General features: G+C 66.7%; 21 protein-coding genes. 8 read left to right on the plus strand and 13 right to left on the minus strand.

Annotated elements, in window-relative coordinates:
* Positions 1-25: 25 nt before the first annotated feature.
* From A9973_RS22275 to A9973_RS22295, 5 genes are all read right to left on the minus strand, one after another.
* Complete coding sequence (locus A9973_RS22275) at positions 26-970, minus strand: phosphate acetyltransferase (RefSeq protein ID WP_183015849.1); 945 nt, start codon at positions 968-970, stop codon at positions 26-28.
* Positions 967-3,489: a DUF3141 domain-containing protein gene (locus A9973_RS22280; protein ID WP_183015850.1), complete on the minus strand. Its 2,523-nt coding sequence runs from the start codon at positions 3,487-3,489 to the stop codon at positions 967-969. Before A9973_RS22280 ends, A9973_RS22275 begins: the two co-directional genes overlap by 4 nt.
* 295 nt (positions 3,490-3,784) lie before the next feature.
* Positions 3,785-4,420: a glutathione transferase gene (gene yfcF / locus A9973_RS22285; protein ID WP_183015851.1), complete on the minus strand. Its 636-nt coding sequence runs from the start codon at positions 4,418-4,420 to the stop codon at positions 3,785-3,787.
* 116 nt (positions 4,421-4,536) lie between these two features.
* A complete protein-coding gene (locus A9973_RS22290; RefSeq protein WP_183015852.1) occupies positions 4,537-4,866 on the minus strand; it encodes a DHCW motif cupin fold protein in 330 nt (109 codons plus the stop codon).
* 72 nt (positions 4,867-4,938) lie between these two features.
* Positions 4,939-5,424: a GNAT family N-acetyltransferase gene (locus tag A9973_RS22295; protein WP_183015853.1), complete on the minus strand. Its 486-nt coding sequence runs from the start codon at positions 5,422-5,424 to the stop codon at positions 4,939-4,941.
* 195 nt (positions 5,425-5,619) lie between these two features.
* Here A9973_RS22295 and A9973_RS22300 point away from each other — a divergent pair, with 195 nt between their 5' ends.
* The 5 genes from A9973_RS22300 to A9973_RS22320 all read left to right on the plus strand — a co-directional run bounded on the left by A9973_RS22300 (position 5,620) and on the right by A9973_RS22320 (position 8,675).
* Positions 5,620-6,561, plus strand: a complete 942-nt coding sequence (locus tag A9973_RS22300) for a DnaJ C-terminal domain-containing protein (protein WP_183016012.1) — start codon at positions 5,620-5,622, stop codon at positions 6,559-6,561.
* 2 nt (positions 6,562-6,563) lie between these two features.
* Complete coding sequence (locus A9973_RS22305; RefSeq protein ID WP_183015854.1) at positions 6,564-6,881, plus strand: chaperone modulator CbpM; 318 nt, start codon at positions 6,564-6,566, stop codon at positions 6,879-6,881.
* Positions 6,882-6,961: 80 nt separating this feature from the next.
* Positions 6,962-7,675 (plus strand): AzlC family ABC transporter permease, encoded by a 714-nt coding sequence (locus A9973_RS22310; protein WP_183015855.1) that lies wholly within the window; start codon positions 6,962-6,964, stop codon positions 7,673-7,675.
* Positions 7,672-8,019 (plus strand): AzlD domain-containing protein, encoded by a 348-nt coding sequence (locus tag A9973_RS22315; RefSeq protein WP_183015856.1) that lies wholly within the window; start codon positions 7,672-7,674, stop codon positions 8,017-8,019. The genes A9973_RS22310 and A9973_RS22315 overlap by 4 nt, the downstream gene beginning before the upstream one ends.
* A gap of 41 nt (positions 8,020-8,060) precedes the next feature.
* Positions 8,061-8,675, plus strand: coding sequence for a glutathione S-transferase family protein (locus A9973_RS22320; protein ID WP_183015857.1), 615 nt, complete (start codon positions 8,061-8,063; stop codon positions 8,673-8,675).
* A 34-nt stretch (positions 8,676-8,709) separates the two neighbouring features.
* Here A9973_RS22320 and A9973_RS22325 read toward each other — a convergent pair whose 3' ends face one another.
* From A9973_RS22325 to A9973_RS22335, 4 genes are all read right to left on the minus strand, one after another.
* Positions 8,710-9,360, minus strand: coding sequence for a DsbA family protein (locus tag A9973_RS22325; protein WP_183015858.1), 651 nt, complete (start codon positions 9,358-9,360; stop codon positions 8,710-8,712).
* 107 nt (positions 9,361-9,467) lie between these two features.
* Positions 9,468-10,943 carry an inorganic phosphate transporter gene (locus A9973_RS22330; RefSeq protein WP_183015859.1) on the minus strand — a complete coding sequence of 492 codons (1,476 nt, stop codon included), beginning with the start codon at positions 10,941-10,943 and terminating at the stop codon, positions 9,468-9,470.
* A 111-nt stretch (positions 10,944-11,054) separates the two neighbouring features.
* Positions 11,055-11,180 carry a hypothetical protein gene (locus A9973_RS31255; protein WP_255410200.1) on the minus strand — a complete coding sequence of 42 codons (126 nt, stop codon included), beginning with the start codon at positions 11,178-11,180 and terminating at the stop codon, positions 11,055-11,057.
* 13 nt (positions 11,181-11,193) lie between these two features.
* Positions 11,194-12,318 carry a D-alanyl-lipoteichoic acid biosynthesis protein DltD gene (locus A9973_RS22335; RefSeq protein WP_183015860.1) on the minus strand — a complete coding sequence of 375 codons (1,125 nt, stop codon included), beginning with the start codon at positions 12,316-12,318 and terminating at the stop codon, positions 11,194-11,196.
* Positions 12,319-12,601: 283 nt separating this feature from the next.
* Between A9973_RS22335 and mog the strand changes: the two genes are divergently transcribed.
* The 3 genes from mog (at position 12,602) to A9973_RS22350 (ending at position 14,532) form a co-directional block, all read left to right on the plus strand.
* A complete protein-coding gene (mog, locus tag A9973_RS22340) occupies positions 12,602-13,234 on the plus strand; it encodes a molybdopterin adenylyltransferase (RefSeq protein ID WP_183015861.1) in 633 nt (210 codons plus the stop codon).
* A gap of 84 nt (positions 13,235-13,318) precedes the next feature.
* Positions 13,319-13,657, plus strand: coding sequence for a hypothetical protein (locus A9973_RS22345; protein ID WP_183015862.1), 339 nt, complete (start codon positions 13,319-13,321; stop codon positions 13,655-13,657).
* A 5-nt stretch (positions 13,658-13,662) separates the two neighbouring features.
* Positions 13,663-14,532: a M23 family metallopeptidase gene (locus A9973_RS22350; RefSeq protein ID WP_183015863.1), complete on the plus strand. Its 870-nt coding sequence runs from the start codon at positions 13,663-13,665 to the stop codon at positions 14,530-14,532.
* Between the two features lie 19 nt (positions 14,533-14,551).
* Here A9973_RS22350 and A9973_RS22355 read toward each other — a convergent pair whose 3' ends face one another.
* The 4 genes from A9973_RS22355 to A9973_RS22370 form a co-directional block, all read right to left on the minus strand.
* A complete protein-coding gene (locus tag A9973_RS22355; RefSeq protein WP_183015864.1) occupies positions 14,552-14,839 on the minus strand; it encodes a hypothetical protein in 288 nt (95 codons plus the stop codon).
* 162 nt (positions 14,840-15,001) lie between these two features.
* Complete coding sequence (gene infA / locus A9973_RS22360; RefSeq protein ID WP_006221179.1) at positions 15,002-15,265, minus strand: translation initiation factor IF-1; 264 nt, start codon at positions 15,263-15,265, stop codon at positions 15,002-15,004.
* A gap of 513 nt (positions 15,266-15,778) precedes the next feature.
* Entirely contained in the window at positions 15,779-16,318 is a 540-nt protein-coding gene (locus A9973_RS22365; protein ID WP_183015865.1) for an SRPBCC family protein, read from the minus strand.
* Complete coding sequence (locus tag A9973_RS22370; protein ID WP_183015866.1) at positions 16,311-16,676, minus strand: helix-turn-helix transcriptional regulator; 366 nt, start codon at positions 16,674-16,676, stop codon at positions 16,311-16,313. The genes A9973_RS22365 and A9973_RS22370 overlap by 8 nt, the downstream gene beginning before the upstream one ends.
* Between the last annotated feature and the right edge of the window lie 20 nt (positions 16,677-16,696).

A 16,696-nucleotide genomic window follows, 5' to 3' on the forward strand; every position in this document is an offset into this window, starting at 1 on the left:
GGATCCGGTAGCGTTGGGGCGCGCGTCACGCCAGCGGGCGGGCCGCCTGCTGGCTCAGGTGGTGGGCGTAGATCGCCGCCACCGCGCAGGACGCCAGGCGCGAGCGCGGGCTGTCCGCGCGGCTGGTCAGGATGATGGGCACGCGGGCGCCCAGCACGATGCCCGCCGCTTCCGCATTGGCCAGGAAGGTAAGGTTCTTGGCCAGCATGTTGCCGGCCTCCAGGTCGGGCACGACAAGCACCTGCGCCACGCCGGCCACCGGCGAGCGGATGCCCTTGATGCGGGCGGCGTCCGGGCTGATCGCGTTGTCCAGCGCCAGCGGGCCGTCCAGCAGGCCGCCGGCGATCTGGCCGCGGTCGGCCATCTTGCACAGCGCGGCGGCTTCGATGGTGCTGGGGATGCTGGGGGTGACCTGCTCGACGGCCGACAGGATCGCCACGCGCGGTTCGCCCAGGCCCAGGCCGTGATGCAGGTCGATCACATTGCGGATGATGTCCGCTTTGGTTTCCAGGTCGGGGAAGATGTTGATGGCCGCGTCGGTGATGAAGAGCGGCTCGGCGTAGGTCGGCACTTCCATGATGAACACATGGCTGATGCGCCGGCCGCTGCGCAGGCCGGTCGTGCGCGCGACGACTTCGTGCATCAGCTCGTCGGTGTGCAGGCTGCCCTTCATCAGCAGCGTGGCCTCGCCGTTGCGCACCAGCGCCACGGCGGTCTCGGCGGCCGCATGGCTGTGCGGCACGTCCACGATGCGGGCGTCGCCCAGGTTCAGGTTGAACTGCGCAGCCGTGTCGCGGATCTTCTTTTCCGGACCCACCAGGATGGGATGCAAAAGCCCCAGGTCGCGTGCCTCCAGCGCGGCGGACAGCGAGGGCTCGTCGCAAGGGTGGGCGATGGCGCAGAAGGCCGCTTCCAGCGTCTGCGCGCGCGCGATCAGCTTGTCGTAATGCGTCGAGGTGGGCAGGGTCATGCGGTCTTGGCCTTGGCGGATTGACGGGCTGCGGTCTTGGTCGCGCGTTTCGCAGGGGATTTGGCGGGGGCGGGCTTGGCGGCGGATTTGGTTGCCGGTGCCGCCGTCGATGCCGTGGCAGACTTCGCGCTCCGCTGGGTGGCGACCTTTGCAGCAGCCTTGGTCGCGGCGCCCTCCGCAGCCTTGGCCGCTGCCGATTCGGCCGCCGCGGGGTGGAGGCGTGCCTTCTTGGCCGGCACCTGGGCGGCGGCTTCGACCAGCTTCAAGGCGGGCATGGCAGGCGCGGGGGCCGGCAATTTGGCTGGTCGCTTGGCCGGCGCGTGCGCAGTGTCGCGCTTCTGCGCGCGGCGTTCGGCCGCCACGAAGATGCGCTCCATCTCGTCCAGGCTCGCGCGGGCGGCGGGATTGAGGGGTTCGCCCGCTTGCAGCACGCGCTTCATCGTCTCCAGCGCGTCGCGGATCGCCGGCGCTGGCGAGTCTTCCAGCAGATGCGGCATCGCCAGCAGGGCGGCGTCCGAATCCAGCGTCAGGATCAGGGCCTGGTCGCGGGTCAGGTCCTTGAACTGCTGCAAGGTCAACGCGTTGTCGGATTCGGCGCGCATCTTGCGGATCAGCGCAAAGCTGCGCTCGTCCAGGCCGCCTTCGGCGCCGGACACATACAGCAGCATGCGGATGGCGGCGACGCGCAGGCCGCCTTCCTGCACCATCGAACGCAATTCGGCGGCGCGGTCTTCCATGAAGCGGCGATGCTCGGGCGAGACGCCCGGATGCTTGCGCGGCGGGCCGGACTTGGCGCCCAGGCCGGCCAGGTCCTGCACCAGCGGCGAACCGTAGACGCCCATGAACGTGCGTTCATCGGCCGAATCGCGCAATTCCTGCCAGATGTTCAGGCTGGTTTCGACCCAGTTCGAGAACATCTCCTGCGCCATCAGGAACGGGTTGGAGGCCGGGGCCGCCTGGCGCTGTTCGCGCACCTGTTCGGCGATCTTGGCGATGGGCGCGATGACCGGGTTGCGGTCCGAGATCAGTTCATAAGGCAGGCGCAGCGGATGCAGGCGTTGGCTCCATTCCGCGAATTGCGGGGTGACCAGCGCGCGCAGCCACGGCTGCATGAAGCTGCGGTACATGCCCAGGTTGATGTCCGAGATGCGGGCCACGGCGGCAAAGCGGCGGTCGTCCTCTTCCTTGCGGTCGACGATGGCGCGCACGTCATCCAGCGTGCGCTGTTCGAACGACAGCACGTAGTTGCCGGACGCCAGATCCGCGTTCGGGGTATCGGGCGTCTTGTCGGCGATCTCCGCCTGGTAGATGCCCGGGGGCAGCACGTCGATCATGTCGATGTTCGACGTGAACTCCTGGTGCTCTTTGCGGGCCACGCTGCCGGACACGAAAATACCCAGGTGGCCGATGCTTTCGTGAACGGCGTAGACGATCGTCTGGCCGTGGGCCAGCACTTCGGCTTCGTTCTGGTAGAGGTCGGGGATCCAGCCCAGCGCCTGCGGCGGCGGGGTAATGTTGTCGCCCTTCGAGCAGAACACCACGATCGGCGACCGGATGTTGCGCAGGTCGATGCGGATGCCGTCGGAGGTCACCAGGCCGGCCGTGGCCAACCGGTTGCCCACGAACAGGTTGTCGACGATGTACTGGATTTCGGGGCCGTTCAGGAAAACGTGGCCACCCCACCATTTCTCGAAGCTCAGGTAGCGGTCGGCTTCGGTGTCCACCTTGGAGTACAGGTTGTACTGCTTGGACCACAAGGTGTTGGCGGGATTCAGGTTTTCGAAGTTCTGCACCAGCCAGGCGCCGTCGAACTTGCCATTGCCCAGGTCGCTGGTCATCGCCGTGAGCCAGCTGCCGCCCAGCAGGCCGCCGGAATAGCGCATCGGATTCTTGCCGCGCCAGCCTGCCCAATACGACAGCGGGGCGCCGGCCACGATGATGGGGCCGAACAATTCCGGGCGGATGGCGGCAGTCATCATGATCTGCCAGCCCGCCTGGCAATTGGCCACCACGACCGGCTTGCCTTCGGCGTCGGGATGCAGCGCGATGATTTCTTCCAGGAACCGCGCTTCGGCCATCATCACGTCTTCGACGGTCTGCTCGGGCATGGGCTGGGGCAGGAAGGTCGCGAAGTAGCAGGGATGGCCCGCGCGCACCGCCACGCCGATTTCGCTTTCCGGCTTGAAGCCGCCGATGCCCGGGCCATGGCCCGCGCGCGGATCCACCACCAGGAAGGGGCGCTTGATCGGATCGGTTTCCACGTCGGCCGGCGGCTTGATGCGCAACAGCCCGTAGTTGACGGGGCGCGGCAGTTCGCGGCCATCCAGCACCAGCTCGAACTCCATGCTCAGCACGTTGGGCGCTCGCTTGGCCATGTGTTCGTGGTACTGGTTGCCGCGCTGGCGCAGCACGTCTGCGTAGAGCACGCCTCGCTGCCAGGCATCCACGGCATATTCGTAGGCGGCCGTCCAGGGGTTGAAGGACGGGGTGGGGACGCGATCGTTGCCGGTTCCGGCCATAGCGATCTCCTGTTAGTTGCTCCCGACGGCGGAAGGCCGCCGGGCCGATCCCGAGTGGAACCGGCCGAGTTGACCTCCCCATTACACCGCATCGAATGCTGCGTCGCAACATGGAAGGGCTTGATGCCGGTCAAATTCGGGACGAGACTGTCCCTTCTTTCAGCTTTATTGCAGAGTTTGCAGGAAACGTTGCGTTGCGGGAAGCGCCGGCGTCATGGAACGGCCGGGCGTCAGCCAGTGCGGAAACGGGGATGGAGACGTGATCCAGCAATTGCATCACGGCTCCGGGTGGTCGTCAGGCCCGCGCGGCGGCGTTGTGCTCCAGCCATTTCCGGACAGAGGGCCGCTGCCATTGGACATCGGCGTAGGCGCGCAGGGGATCGGGCAGGTCGTCCAGGGCCAGGCGCTTGAGCATGACCGCCAGGTCCAGGTCGGCGATGCACCATTCGTCGAACAAGGACGCCTGGTCCACCCCGATAAGGTAGCTGGCAACCTGGATCAGCTTGGCGGAGGCGGCGTGCGCGGCATCGGACAGCGGCTGGCCGGCTGCGCCGTAGAACACCGTTTCGGTGGGACGCTCCTGGCGCAGCGTTGCCAGGTCGCTGCGCAGCCAGGCCTGCAATTGGCGGGCGCGGGCGCGCTCGCGCGGGGCCTGGGGATACAGCGCGGCATGCTCGGGCGCGGGGAACACGTCTTCCAGGTATTCGGCGATGACGCTGGATTCGGTCAGGTTGAAGCCGTCGTGCGTCAGCGCGGGCACGCGCGCCGTCAGCGCACGGCACTGGTACGGCTGCATTCGTTGCTCGCCCGCTTCCAGATCGATCGGGCGCACTTCGAAGGGCAATTTCTTTTCAGTCAGCGCCACATAGGCCGACATGGCGTAGGGGCTGAGAAACAGGGAATCGACGTATAGCGTAATCGGGGCGCCCAAGTCTTGTCTCCGGTCAGGCGGGGTCGTGGTCGGCGGTGCGGATCCGGCGGATGGCGCGGCGCCGCATGAATCGCAAAGCGTAACGCAATTGCAATTTCGCGTGTCGCGCCGGCGCGTCAGTCGACGATGAAGAGCTTGGCGCCCGTGGCGGTGGAGGAGCGGTGGGGCTCGGCCTGGTCGGCCACCTGGTAGCTCATGCCCGGGGTCAGGACGAACTGCCGGCCGTCTTCCAGCTCGGTGAGCAGTTCGCCTTCCAGACAGAGCAGGATGTGGCCCTTGCTGCACCAGTGGTCGGCCAGGTAGCCGGCGGTGTATTCCACCATGCGGACCCTCAGGTCGCCGAACTGGCGGGTGCGCCAATAGGCCATGCCGGTGTCGCCAGCGTGTTCGGTGCGTTCCACTTCGGACCAGTCCGTGGTGCCGAAGGGGATGTTGCTCATCTTCATCGTGAATCCTGCGATGGGTGGCCGGACGGCGGGAAAAGGGGGCCGCCCGGTAAAAATCACATACTACGCCACTCAGGCTACAAGCTTCTTTTGCCAGAACATCGCGCGGCCGGTGGTGTCGTCCAGCGCGTAGCCCTCGAAGCCCAGTTTGCGGTACAGCCCCTGGGCCACGGCGTTGCCTTCCAGCACTTCCAGCGTGATCTTGCAGCAGCCCATCTGGCGGGCCCGCGCTTCCAGCGCGTCCAGCAGCTGCTTGCCGATTCCCTGGCCCTGGAAACGGGGCGACACGCCCAGGTCGTGCAGGTTGATCAGGGGCCGGCACGCAAAGGTGGAGAAGCCTTCCAGATAGATCGCCACGCCGGCGGGCTGCCCGTCGACACGGGCAAGCAGGGCGTGGGCGGTCGGGCGGCGGGCCAGTTCGGCGATGAGGTTCTGCTGCGCGTAGGCGGGCAGGGGCGAATTGCCGCCCATCGGGCCGCTTGCGTAGTCGTTCAGCATGGCCAGCACCTGGCGGCCATGTTCCGGGTTTGAGAAGTCGACGTCGATGATTTCCAGCACGATCGGTTCCTGTGGCAGATCCTGGCCGGCGGCGGCCGGCCATGCCCCGAAAAGGGGGCAACCAAACATTATGCACGCATGCCGGCGCCTGATATTGCGCATTGAAAAAACGCTCTGCAACCCCTATCTTCTTGATATTCAAGGCCGGATGCGGCACCGCCCGACGCGGCCGAAACCTTTAAGGTGAGCTGGAACATGGAGTTCAAGGACTACTACAGCACGCTTGGTGTCGAGCGCGGCGCCTCCGAAGACGAGATCCGGCGCGCTTACCGAAAACTCGCCCGCAAATACCATCCCGACGTCAGCAAGGAGAGCGACGCCGAGGTACGCATGCGCGACGTCAACGAAGCCTACGACGTCCTGCGCGACCAGGAAAAGCGCCAGGCCTATGACAATCTTGCGGCCGGCGTGTCGTCCGACGGCGGTTTCCAGCCGCCGCCCGGGTGGGACGAAGGGTTCGAGTTCCATCGGGGTGCGGCGCCCGGCGACGAGGCGCAGTTCAGCGAATTCTTCTCGTCGCTGTTCGGCGGCCGCGGCCAGCGGGGCGGGGCGCGCCAGCAGGACTTCCGCGCACGCGGCGAGGACCACCACGCCGCAGTCGAGGTGGATCTGGAAGACGCGCTCAAGGGCGCCACGCGCGATATCAGCCTGAGGTCGATGGAGATGGACGACCAGGGCCATCCCCACATGAAGACCCGCACGCTCAGTGTGCGCATTCCCCCGGGCGTGCGCGAAGGCCAGTTCATCCGTCTGGCGGGGCAGGGCATGCCCGGTTACGGCGGCGGCGAAAACGGCGACCTGTACCTGGAAGTGCGCTTCAAGCCGCACCCGCGCTACCGGGCGGAAGGCCGCGATCTTTACATGACGCTGCCCGTCGCCCCGTGGGAAGCCGCGCTGGGCGCGCAGGTGGACACGCCCACGCCCGGCGGCACGGTCGAGGTGTCGATCCCGGCCGGCTCCGGCAACGGGCGCAAGCTGCGGCTGCGCGGCCGCGGCATTCCCGGCGATCCGCCGGGCGACCTTTACCTGGTGCTGGACCTGGTGCTGCCGCCAGCCGATAGCGAGGCCGCGCGTGCGGCCTATCGCAAGCTGCAGCAGGACGTGCCTTTCAACCCGCGGCGCCACTTGGGGGTCTGACCATGAAGAAGCTTGTCATCACCAGCGCCACCGTCGTGGGCAAATCGCAGCCGCTCAGCGCGGACGACCTGGCCCGCGCTTGCGGCGCGGAAGTGGAATGGGTCGCTCAACTGGTCGAAGTGGGCATCGTCAACGCCAGCGGCAGGCAGCCCGCCGAATGGTGCTTCTACAGCGTCGACCTGCAGCGCGCGTTGCACGCGCGCCGGCTGGAGCACGATTTCGGCGCCAGCCTGGACGCCGTGGCGCTGATCCTGGACCTGAGCCAGGAGGTGCGGCGCCTGAAAGCGCACTTGCGGGCGCTGGGCATGCCGGAACAGTGAGGTGGCGCCCTGGCCGGGCGCCCCTGCAGGATGGGTAAACTACGCGCTTGCCTTGCCACAACAAACAAGCGGAAAGCACCTTGGAGACGTCTTCCTCCCCCGCGCAGGCCCTCGCGGGCAGCGCGCGCATCGACGGGCTGAAATCCTGTCTGCCGGTCATGATCGGCTATTTTCCGGTGGCAGTGACGTTCGGGATCGCCGGCATCGCGGCAGGCTTGACCCCGTTGCAGGTGATCCTGATTTCGGTGTTCGTCTATGCCGGCGCCAGCCAGTTCCTGCTGCTGGCGTCGATCAAGGCCGGTACGCCTTGGCTGTGGGTGGTGGCGCTGTGTTCGCTGCTGAACGCCCGCCATCTGCTGTACGGGCCCTTGCTGTCCCGCTTTCTGCCGGCGGCCCTGCGCGACCGCCTGAAAGTCGCCTTCCTGCTGACCGATGAAGTCTTCGCCACCGCCTTCAACCGCCTGCAAAGCGTACCGACGGGTCGCCGCCAAGGCTGGATGATCGCGCTGGGGCTGGGCGCGTGGTTGACCTGGATCGCCGGCACCGCCGTCGGCGTCTATGCCGGCGACGGGCTGGAACGCCATTACCCCATGTTGTCCCAGGTGATGCGGTTCGCGTTGCCGGCGCTGTTCATGGCGCTGGTGTGCCAGAGCGCCAAGCGCGGCATGGGCCTGCCTGTGATCGCCGCCGTGGCGGGCGCGGGCGTGGTGGCGGCAATGGGGCATACCAGCCTGGCCATCCTGACGGGCGCCGTCATCGGCTGCGCCGCTTATCGCTTGAAGAGGTCCGCATGAACGCCGAAGGCCTGGGTTTCTGGGGCGCAGTGATCGCGATGGCCGTGATCACCTACCTGACGCGCGCGCTGCCTTTCATGCTGTCCGAACGCAGCCGCCTGCTGCGGCATTTGTCGCGCGAAGGCTCGGCGCTGGCCGCGCTGGGCCCCAGCCTGCTGGCGGGCATCGCGGCGGCCGTTATCGTGCCGGACTTGCTGGACGCGGGCACGCAGGCCGCCCGCATCGCGCCCTATGTGGGCGGCCTGGTCGTCACCGGCGTGGCCGCGCGCCTGGTCAGCAATACCGGCGTGGCCGTCCTGCTGGGCATGGGGGGATACGGGGTGTTGCTGGCCTTGGCGGGCTGAGGCTGCCAAGGCAAAATAATCGGACTCCAAGGAGGCCGACCATGCTTACGCTCTATCATGCGCCGCGCTCGCGGTCGTTCAGGATCCTGTGGCTGCTTGAGGAACTGGGCGTGCCGTACGACACCGAAATGGTGTCCATCCGCGGCACCGACAGCGCGGGCCACATGCCTGCGGACTACATCGACATCCATCCGCACCGCAAGGTGCCGGCGCTGGTGCACGACGGGGTGCCGGTATTTGAAACCCCGGCCATCGCGCTGTATCTCACGGACCTGTTTCCGGAAAAAGGGCTGGGCCCGCTGGTCGGCGACGCCGGCCGCGGCCCGTATCTGACCTGGCTGTCCTATTCCACCGGGGTGTTCGAACCCGCCATGGTCGAACGCGCGTTCAAGCAGCCGCACCAGGGCGGCGCCCCTGGGTGGGGGTCGGCGGATGAAGTCGAGCAGGTGCTGACCCGGGTCCTGCAAGCGCGGCCCTATTTTCTGGGCAGCCACTTTTCGGCGGTGGACATCGTGCTGGGCGGATCCCTGCAATACATGATGCAGGTGAAGGTGATTCCGGAATCGCCGGTCTTCAGCGCCTATGTGGAGCGGCTGGGCGATCGCCCGGCCATGCACCGCGCATTGCAGCGCGACGGAGACATCGAAGAGGGCTGACGCGCCTGCCCCGGGGCCGGGCAGGCGCGCTGCCCTAGCCCTGGATGCGAGCGCGCAGGTCCGCCTGCCACTGGGCCGGGCGGCCCAGGTAGCGGCCGGGTTCCAGCAGCGCATAGGCGCCGTTGTGTTCCAGCGCCAGCGTCGGGAAGCCCGAGCCGCCGACCTGGGTCAGCAGGCGGCGGCTTTCGGCGATGTGGGCAGCCGTTTCGGCGCCTTGCGCGGCCGCATAGGCGGCATCGAAACCGTCGCCGTCCAGGCCGATCTCCCGCGCCAGCGTCTTCAGCACTTCTGGCTCGGCGATGCGCAGGCCCTGCACATAGTGCGCGCGTTGCAGACGCTTGAGCAGATCCAATTCCCGGCCGGCCACGTTGCCGGCAGCCAGGATGGCGGTGGTGGGCGGTTCGGAGTCGAACACCGCGTTCGCGTCGCGCAGCAGGCCATCGAAGTAGTCCTTGCCGAAGACCTGGCCGGTCATGCCGGCGATGCGTTCGTCATGCGGCATGACGTAGCGGCGCAGCGCGTCGGTGACGGGCTGGCGGTTGCTGCCGGTCATCATGCCGCCGCCGTGGGCGGCCACGGCCAGGCCGGCGATGCCGCGCGCGGCATCCACCAGCGGCGCGGCGCCATAGCACCAGCCGCAAAGCGGGTCGAAAATGTAATGCAGGGTGGGGGTCTGGGTCGCCATGGCGTCATGGTAGACGCGGGCGGGGGCGGAAAACAGCCTGGCGCGGTAGCCAGAGTGTTGCGCAGCCCGCGCAGGTCGCCTGCGCGGGCCGGTAAGGCGGGGCGGGATCAGCCGGTGATCTGCACGCCGATCCAGAACAGGCCGGCCGCCAGCGCCATCGAGGCGGGCAGGGTCAGCACCCAGGCCAGCAGGATGTTGCGCACGGTGTTGCCTTGCAACCCGGTCTTGTTGGCGATCATCGTGCCGGCCACGCCGGAAGACAGCACGTGGGTGGTCGACACCGGCAGGCTGAACACGTTGGCCAGGCCGATGGCGGCCACCGCCGTCACCTGCGCGGACATGCCCTGGGCATACGTCATGCCCTGTTTGCCGATCTTTTCGCCCACCGTCAGCACCACGCGGCGCCAGCCGACCATGGTGCCCGCGCCCAGCGCCAGCGCCACGGCCACGATCACCCAGAAGGGCGCGTATTCGGTGGTGGCGGTCAGGTCGGCGCGCAGGCGTTGCAAGTCGGCGCGTTCGCGGGCGGGCAGCCCTTCGATGCGCGAGACCTTCTTGGCGGTGTCGTCCAGGCACAGGAGGTAGCGGCGCACGTCGATGCGCTTGTCGGCGGACAGGTCGGCGTAGTTGCTGACGCCGGCCAGGTCGGTCTGCAGCGCGGCGATGGTCGGCACGGTCAGTTCCGGGTCGCAGCGGAAATTGCGCGGCAGTTCGGTGGCCGCGTCCGAGCGCTTGAGCGCCAGGAAGTCGCCCAGCATGGCTTCGTTGCGCTGGTAGAACACGTTCAGGTGGTTCGCCGCGTCGCGGGTGCGCTCGATCTGGTAGGTGGTGCTGGTCGTGTCCAGCACGAAATTGGCCGGCACGATGCCGATCAGCACCAGCATGATCAGACCGATGCCTTTCTGCCCGTCGTTGGATCCGTGCACGAAGCTCACGCCCATGGCCGACAGCACCAGCACCAGGCGGTTCCAGAACGGCGGGTGCTTCTTGTTGTCGATCGCGCGGCGCTGGTCCGGCGTCTTGTGCATCTTGGACAGCGGCAGCCAGCGCTTGAGCAGCAGCAGCAAGCCGCCCGCCACCAGGAATCCAGCCACCGGCGAAGCCACCAGCGACAGCCCGATATCGACGGCCTTGCCCCAGTTGACGCCATCGGCCAGCGGCAGGTCGGTGATCAGCGCGTTGGCCAGGCCCACGCCCAGGATCGAGCCGATCAGGGTGTGCGAGCTGGACGCGGGGATGCCGAAGTACCAGGTGCCCAGGTTCCAGGCGATGGCGGCCGCCAGCATGGCGAACACCATGGCCAGCCCGCGGCCGGTGTCCACGTTGATCAGCAGTTCCACCGGCAGCAGGTGGACGATCGCGTAGGCCACGCCCACGCCGCCCAGCAACACGCCAAGGAAGTTGAAGATGCCCGACAGCACCACCGCCAGATGCGGCGGCATGGCTTTGGTGTAGATGACCGTCGCCACGGCGTTTGCCGTGTCGTGGAAGCCGTTGATGAATTCGAAGGCCAGGACGAATGTCAGGGCCAGCACAAGACTGAGGCCAACCCAGAGATCTAGGCCGTGGAATAGGTCGAACATGGAGGCGGGGGGGCGAGGGTTCCGGCGAGAGGAGCCGATTATTGCAGATTTGTGACCTGACCCTGGTTGCGTCGAAAAACCACCGCCGCCTTCCCCGCGAAGCCGGGGGCGTCAGAATTTCGAGTACTGGAACTCGATTTCCATCGGTTTGCCCAGATTGGCCGCCGTGTCGGCCTGGATCAGCATCACGGCGACGACGCCCAGGTACAGCAGGCAGAGCCAAAGGGTTCTTTTCATTTGCGTGCGCCTTTCAGGGTCTGAAGACTTCGGCGATCTTCTGGTTGACGCGCAGCCACCCCAGTTCGCCCAGGTGCTGCACGTCGCGCAGCATGCCGACTTCGAAGGGGGCGCCATACATGTCCATGCAGGTCATGGCGTAGCGCTGGCACAGCGCCGCGACGTCGCGCTGGATAGGCTCGAAACGGGCCAGGTCCTTGAACACCATCGGGTGCAGGGGCTGCATCACGAACAGAGCGCGCGCGCCGCGTTGGTGCAGCAGCGCCATCAGGGCCGTCAGTTCCCGCAGTTCGTCGCGGCCGGTCAGCGGCTGAGGCAGGTAGGCGGTCTTGCCGCCTTCGGGGATCGCGCGCAGGTACTTATTGAAGAAGTCGTCGCGCACCGCGTAGCGATTGCCGCCCATCTGGCTTTGCTCGGCCTCCTGGGCCTGGCTGGCCAGCGCATCCCAATCCACCACGCGGGCCGCCGCCGCCGGGCCGTCGCGTTCCCGCTCGGGAACCGGTGCGGCGTACGCCGGGGCCCAGAGGTCGACCAGGCGCTGGCGGAACACGTAGGCCTGTTCGGCCACCATGGACCAGGCCACGCCGGCGTCGCCCTTGTCGCGCAGCCAGCGCGCCAGTTCCGCCCGGCCTTCAGGCTGCTGCATCAGGCGGGGTAGCAGCGGGTTGGCGTGCTCCTTGAATTCGTCCGGACCCAGCCCGCCATCGCCGTCGAACCACCCGGGCGACAGCATCACGACCACGCGCGAGGCCGGCGAGAGGTCGTCGGCCAGCGCGGCCAGCACCAACTGCATCCCCAGCGACTGGAAGCCCGAATGGCCATAGGCCAGCACCGGCATTTGCAATTCGTCGGCCAGATAGCGGTAGGGCACGAAGCGCAGGTCGTTGCTGGTGAGCTCGGACGATCCCAGGATCACCAGCCGGTCCCCCGTGCGCAGCGCCTGGCTCATCCGCGACAGGTTGCGCGTCTGCTCCTGCAGGGTGTTGCCCAGGTTCGGGATATAGATGCCGGGTGCCGCCGCGGGCACAGGCCCGGTTTTCAGCGCCAGGGAATGCCAGGCCCACCCGCCGCAAGCGGCGGCCGCGGACAGGGCCAGCGCCGCGGCCAGCGCGTGCTGCCGTAGAGTGCGTTTGAACATGGATGGGCGGGCGTCGCGGCGGGCTATCGGAAGGAATTTTGTTAGCGGATGTTATCCAGCGCGCGTGACGGGAACAAGCGCGGGAAACCGGGGCCGGGGCCCAATTCGCTTTTTTGCGACAGCGCGCGGGGCCCCGGCTCGGCTGCTGGCGCGCTTTCTCCTGGGAAAGAATGCGATAGCATCGACATCGCGGGGTGGTTCTGGATTTCCATGATTGACCTCGCCGACCGCCGCCATTCGGCGCCGATCCCGCCTTTTTCCCCTTTTCACCACGCTGCCGCCCATGACCGCCACGCCCCGAATCGCCCGCCGCCATCCCGACGACCTGATCATCGGCCTGGTGTCCGTCTCTGACCGCGCCTCTTCCGGCACCTATCAGGATCAGGGCCTGCCCGCGCTGCGGGAATGGCTGGGCTCCGCGCTGGTTTCCCCCTGGCAAGCGGTGGACCGCCTGATCCCGGACGAACCCGCCCGCATTTCCGAAACGCTGATCGAGCTGGTGGACATCTGCGGGTGCGACCTGGTGTTGACCACCGGCGGTACGGGGCCGGCCAGGCGCGACGTGACCCCCGAGGCCACGCTGGCCGTCGCCACCAAGGAAATGCCCGGTTTTGGCGAACAGATGCGCCAGATCAGCCTGCGCTTCGTTCCGACCGCGATCCTGTCGCGCCAGGTCGCCGTCATTCGCGAAACCCCGTCCCACGCCGCCTTGATCGTGAACCTTCCGGGCCAGCCGAAGTCCATACGCGAGACGCTGGAAGGGTTGAGGGGCGAAGACGGCACCATAATGGTGCCGGGCATCTTCGCCGCCATCCCTTATTGCATCGACCTGATTGGCGGCCCGTATGCGGAAACGCAGCCGGCAGTCATCGACGCCTTCCGTCCCAAGTCGGCGCGCCGCGCGGCGCAGCCCTGAGCCGCGGCGGCGTCATTGCCGTTTATCGCTGCGTTATAGTTTTGGCCACCCCTGTCCACCCCCCCGCTTGAGAGTATTCCCGTCATGAAGGTTCGTTTCGCCCTGTCCCTTACCGTCCTGGCCGCGTTGACGGCCTGCGCCAATGTCAAAGACGTGCGCCAGCGCGATCCGGTCTTCTACGGCGCGACCCAGCGCACGGCCGAGGACTACACCACGTGCGTGGCCGACGCCTGGAAGAACCAGGGCGTCAATTTCAAGCAGAACGCGGTACGCAACGGCTTTGAGCTGGTCCAGGAAGACAGCCTGGGCGTCGAAGCCGTGCTGACGACCACGACCTGGAAGGGCAAGACCGAAGCCCGCCTGTCGACTCGCATCGCCCGTCGCGACCAAACCATCATCGAACCCGCGAACCTGTGCCTGTAAGCGCCATGTTCAATCGCCGCGAGGTGCTGCGCGCAGGCCTGGCCGCCGCCGCCATCGGATTCGGGTTGCCCGTGCGCGCGCAAGCGCAGCAAGGTTTCATTTCGCGCAAGCTCAATGCGCCCGTGCCCGGTGGCGTGGCCGTGCTGGCGCTGGGCGACGCCGACCGCGCACCCGAGGTGAGCTTCCTGGACCGGCGCGTGCTGGTCGTGCGGGAAGAGGGCAAGCAGTGGATCGCGGTGGTCGGCATTCCGCTCAGCGTGAAGCCCGGCGAGCAGCAGGTGGTGGTCAGCGATGCCCGCGGCCAGCGCAAGCTGCCGTTCAAGGTGGGCGCCAAGGAATACGTGGCGCAGCACATCACCCTGAAGAATCCGCGCCAGGTCGATCCCAACCCGGACGACATGAAGCGCATCGAACGCGAGATGGCCGAGCAAAGCGCGGCCAACCGAACCTATCGGGCCGGTGTCACGCCCAGCAACCTGCTGCTTGACCGCCCGGTCAACGGCGGCCGCCTGTCCAGCCCGTTCGGCCTGCGCCGCTTCTTCAACGGCCAGGAACGCAATCCGCATTCGGGCCTGGACTTCGCCGTGCCTTCGGGGACGCCGATCAAGGCGCCGGCGGCGGGCGTGGTGGTGCTGGTGGGGGATTATTTCTTCAACGGCAAGACCGTGTTCGTCGACCACGGGCAGGGCTTCGTCAGCATGTTCTGCCACATGTCGGCCATCGACGTGAAAGTGGGCGACGAGGTGCCGCGCGGCGGCGTGGTAGGCAAGGTGGGGGCGACAGGACGGGCGACCGGTCCGCACCTGCACTGGAACGTCAGCCTGAATGACGCGCGGGTCGATCCCGCGATCTTCATCGGGGCGTTCAAGCCCTGATTGTCCAGGCCGGGATCGTTCAGGCCGTGGCGGTCTGCTGGGCGATCTTGTTCAGTACGAACTGGTGCATGCGCTCGGCGTATTCCATCTGCTGGCGCACATGGCGTTGCTGGGCTTCCTGATCGTCCAGGCAGTTGTCGTACTTGATCTTGGCTTCGGCGTAGGTCAGGCCGGTGTTGCGAAGGCTGTTGATGAACCCCTCGCGCGACTGGTAGAGCAGGCGCAGGCCTTCCTCCCCTTTCACGAATCTTCTTCGTGCCAGGGAAAGCTGGTCGGCAGCGGCTTGCAACTCTTCTTTAAGTTCCATCTTGCTTCATGCGTATCCCGCCAGACATTGCGCCTGGCAAGCGCGCCATTCTTTCACGAATGGACGTCCCACGCATTACGGCATGTCGCGGCTCGGGCTTAAAAGCCCGCGCGAACAAAGGGCAGCAGGGAGCCGGCCTGGGGCCGGCCCTGGAGCCCTGGCTTAACGGCGGTACTGCTGGGGACGATGCGGAGCGGGAGCGCGCTCGTCCTTGTGACGGAAGTTGATGCGGCCCTTGGTCAGGTCATACGGCGACATTTCCAGGGTGACGCGATCGCCCGCCAGGATGCGGATGCGGTGCTTGCGGATGCGGCCGGAGGCGTAGGCGCCGACTTCGATGCCGTTGTCCAGTTTGACGCGGTAGCGGCTATCGGGCAGCACTTCGTCAACGATGCCATCCAATTCGATGAGTTCTTCTTTAGCCATTCTCTACTCCTTGATCAATACGCGCAGCCAGGCCGGCGGCATGACGCGCCGCGCGAGGCGGCATGCGCGTTGGACTCAAATAACCAGGTCCAGCGGTTTGAACGTGAAACGTTCGGGCAAGCGCGGGTAAGGGCCATGGCATCCCCAGTGGATGTCTGAAATGACGGATACTCGCGCAGCGTGGGCAATATGCGCGCAGTGCGCGGCTTGGTCGCGGCACCGTGCAAGCGCACAGCGCCGGAAGAAGCGGGTTGGGGCGATTGTTGCAACGCCGGTAGGCAAAACAATGTTGCGGCGTCGTTCGTCGTTCGTAATAGTCCGTTCGAGATAATCTCAACCAAACCGGGGGCAGCCTGAGTATCTTGGGGGTGACCCGAAGGGATACAGGTTGGCACGCAGAGTGACCGAAGCCCGGTTTTTTGCGGAAAAATCACGGATTGATGTTACTGCAAAGCGCAGCGATTAGCCAGTATTTATCTGTCGCTGCGCCGTGATAGTTGCTACTGAACGACTCTATGCGCCCGCGATGCGCGCCTTGTAGTCGGTCTCCCAGTGCTGGTGCGCGGACCAGAACGGGCCCGGATCCCGCCCTTCCAGCCGAGCCGACAACACGCCCAGATGGGTATGCCAGCCGCCCGCCACGTCGATCATGGCGTCGCGGGAGCTCAGCTTGCGGTGCGTCAGCACCAGCCGCGTGCCTTCGCCTTCGGGCGTGAGTTCGAACATGACTTCGGAAGGTTCGCCCTTGGATCCGCCCCAGGTGAAGGCCAGCAGCCGGGGCGGCTCGCAGCGGGTGACGACGCCGTGGGTGGTCACGCCGTTCTCGTAAGCCTGATAGGGGGCCGGCGTGGCTTCGGTGACGGACGACAGGTCCGCATGAACGAAACGCAGGGTCACGCCGCCGCCTTCGCGCAGTTCCATGTCGCCGGTGGCCAGCCAGCGGCCCCGTTTTTCGGATTCGGTCAGAAATGCCCACACGGTTTCCACGCTGGCGGGTAGCTGGCGGGTAAAGCGCAAGGTCGTGGGATCCATGACGACGCCGTGATCACTCATGTTGCTCTCCTAGGGACGGGGGCGGGGGGGAATGGGAGGCCAGCGCCGAGGTCAGCGCATCCAGCCTGCCCGCCCAGAACTGTTCATAGAAACGCAGCCATTCCATGGCTTCGGCCATGGGTTCGGGATTCAGGCTGCATATATGGGTGCGGCCATGGATGGTGCGCCGGATCAGGCCGGCGCGTTCCAGGGCCTGCACATGCTTGGAGGCGCCGGCAAAACTCATGCGCAAGGGCGCAGCCAGCTCTCCGATGGTCTGATCCCCTTGCGTCAGACTGCGCAGCATGTCGCGGCGCGTGGGATCGGCCAGCGCGCGAAAGACGGCATCCAGGGGAGGGGAGGGGGTAAATTCAACCATAGGGTTGAATATAGACTGCC

The sequence above is a fragment of the Achromobacter sp. UMC46 genome, assembly GCF_014170335.1.
In the GTDB taxonomy this organism is placed as follows: domain Bacteria; phylum Pseudomonadota; class Gammaproteobacteria; order Burkholderiales; family Burkholderiaceae_B; genus Achromobacter.

What these genes read in the sequence shown, in the direction of transcription:
- A9973_RS22320 (WP_183015857.1), top strand. Translation starts at nt 8,061, where the DNA reads ATGCTTACGCTCTATCATGCGCCGCGCTCGCGGTCGTTCAGGATCCTG.
- infA (WP_006221179.1), bottom strand. Translation starts at nt 15,265, where the DNA reads ATGGCTAAAGAAGAACTCATCGAATTGGATGGCATCGTTGACGAAGTG.
- A9973_RS22345 (WP_183015862.1), top strand. Translation starts at nt 13,319, where the DNA reads ATGAAGGTTCGTTTCGCCCTGTCCCTTACCGTCCTGGCCGCGTTGACG.
- A9973_RS22330 (WP_183015859.1), bottom strand. Translation starts at nt 10,943, where the DNA reads ATGTTCGACCTATTCCACGGCCTAGATCTCTGGGTTGGCCTCAGTCTT.
- A9973_RS22350 (WP_183015863.1), top strand. Translation starts at nt 13,663, where the DNA reads ATGTTCAATCGCCGCGAGGTGCTGCGCGCAGGCCTGGCCGCCGCCGCC.
- A9973_RS22300 (WP_183016012.1), top strand. Translation starts at nt 5,620, where the DNA reads ATGGAGTTCAAGGACTACTACAGCACGCTTGGTGTCGAGCGCGGCGCC.
- A9973_RS22325 (WP_183015858.1), bottom strand. Translation starts at nt 9,360, where the DNA reads ATGGCGACCCAGACCCCCACCCTGCATTACATTTTCGACCCGCTTTGC.
- A9973_RS31255 (WP_255410200.1), bottom strand. Translation starts at nt 11,180, where the DNA reads ATGAAAAGAACCCTTTGGCTCTGCCTGCTGTACCTGGGCGTCGTCGCC.
- A9973_RS22355 (WP_183015864.1), bottom strand. Translation starts at nt 14,839, where the DNA reads ATGGAACTTAAAGAAGAGTTGCAAGCCGCTGCCGACCAGCTTTCCCTG.
- A9973_RS22280 (WP_183015850.1), bottom strand. Translation starts at nt 3,489, where the DNA reads ATGGCCGGAACCGGCAACGATCGCGTCCCCACCCCGTCCTTCAACCCC.
- A9973_RS22365 (WP_183015865.1), bottom strand. Translation starts at nt 16,318, where the DNA reads ATGAGTGATCACGGCGTCGTCATGGATCCCACGACCTTGCGCTTTACC.
- A9973_RS22290 (WP_183015852.1), bottom strand. Translation starts at nt 4,866, where the DNA reads ATGAAGATGAGCAACATCCCCTTCGGCACCACGGACTGGTCCGAAGTG.
- A9973_RS22335 (WP_183015860.1), bottom strand. Translation starts at nt 12,318, where the DNA reads ATGTTCAAACGCACTCTACGGCAGCACGCGCTGGCCGCGGCGCTGGCC.
- A9973_RS22305 (WP_183015854.1), top strand. Translation starts at nt 6,564, where the DNA reads ATGAAGAAGCTTGTCATCACCAGCGCCACCGTCGTGGGCAAATCGCAG.
- A9973_RS22370 (WP_183015866.1), bottom strand. Translation starts at nt 16,676, where the DNA reads ATGGTTGAATTTACCCCCTCCCCTCCCCTGGATGCCGTCTTTCGCGCG.
- A9973_RS22315 (WP_183015856.1), top strand. Translation starts at nt 7,672, where the DNA reads ATGAACGCCGAAGGCCTGGGTTTCTGGGGCGCAGTGATCGCGATGGCC.
- A9973_RS22275 (WP_183015849.1), bottom strand. Translation starts at nt 970, where the DNA reads ATGACCCTGCCCACCTCGACGCATTACGACAAGCTGATCGCGCGCGCG.
- mog (WP_183015861.1), top strand. Translation starts at nt 12,602, where the DNA reads ATGACCGCCACGCCCCGAATCGCCCGCCGCCATCCCGACGACCTGATC.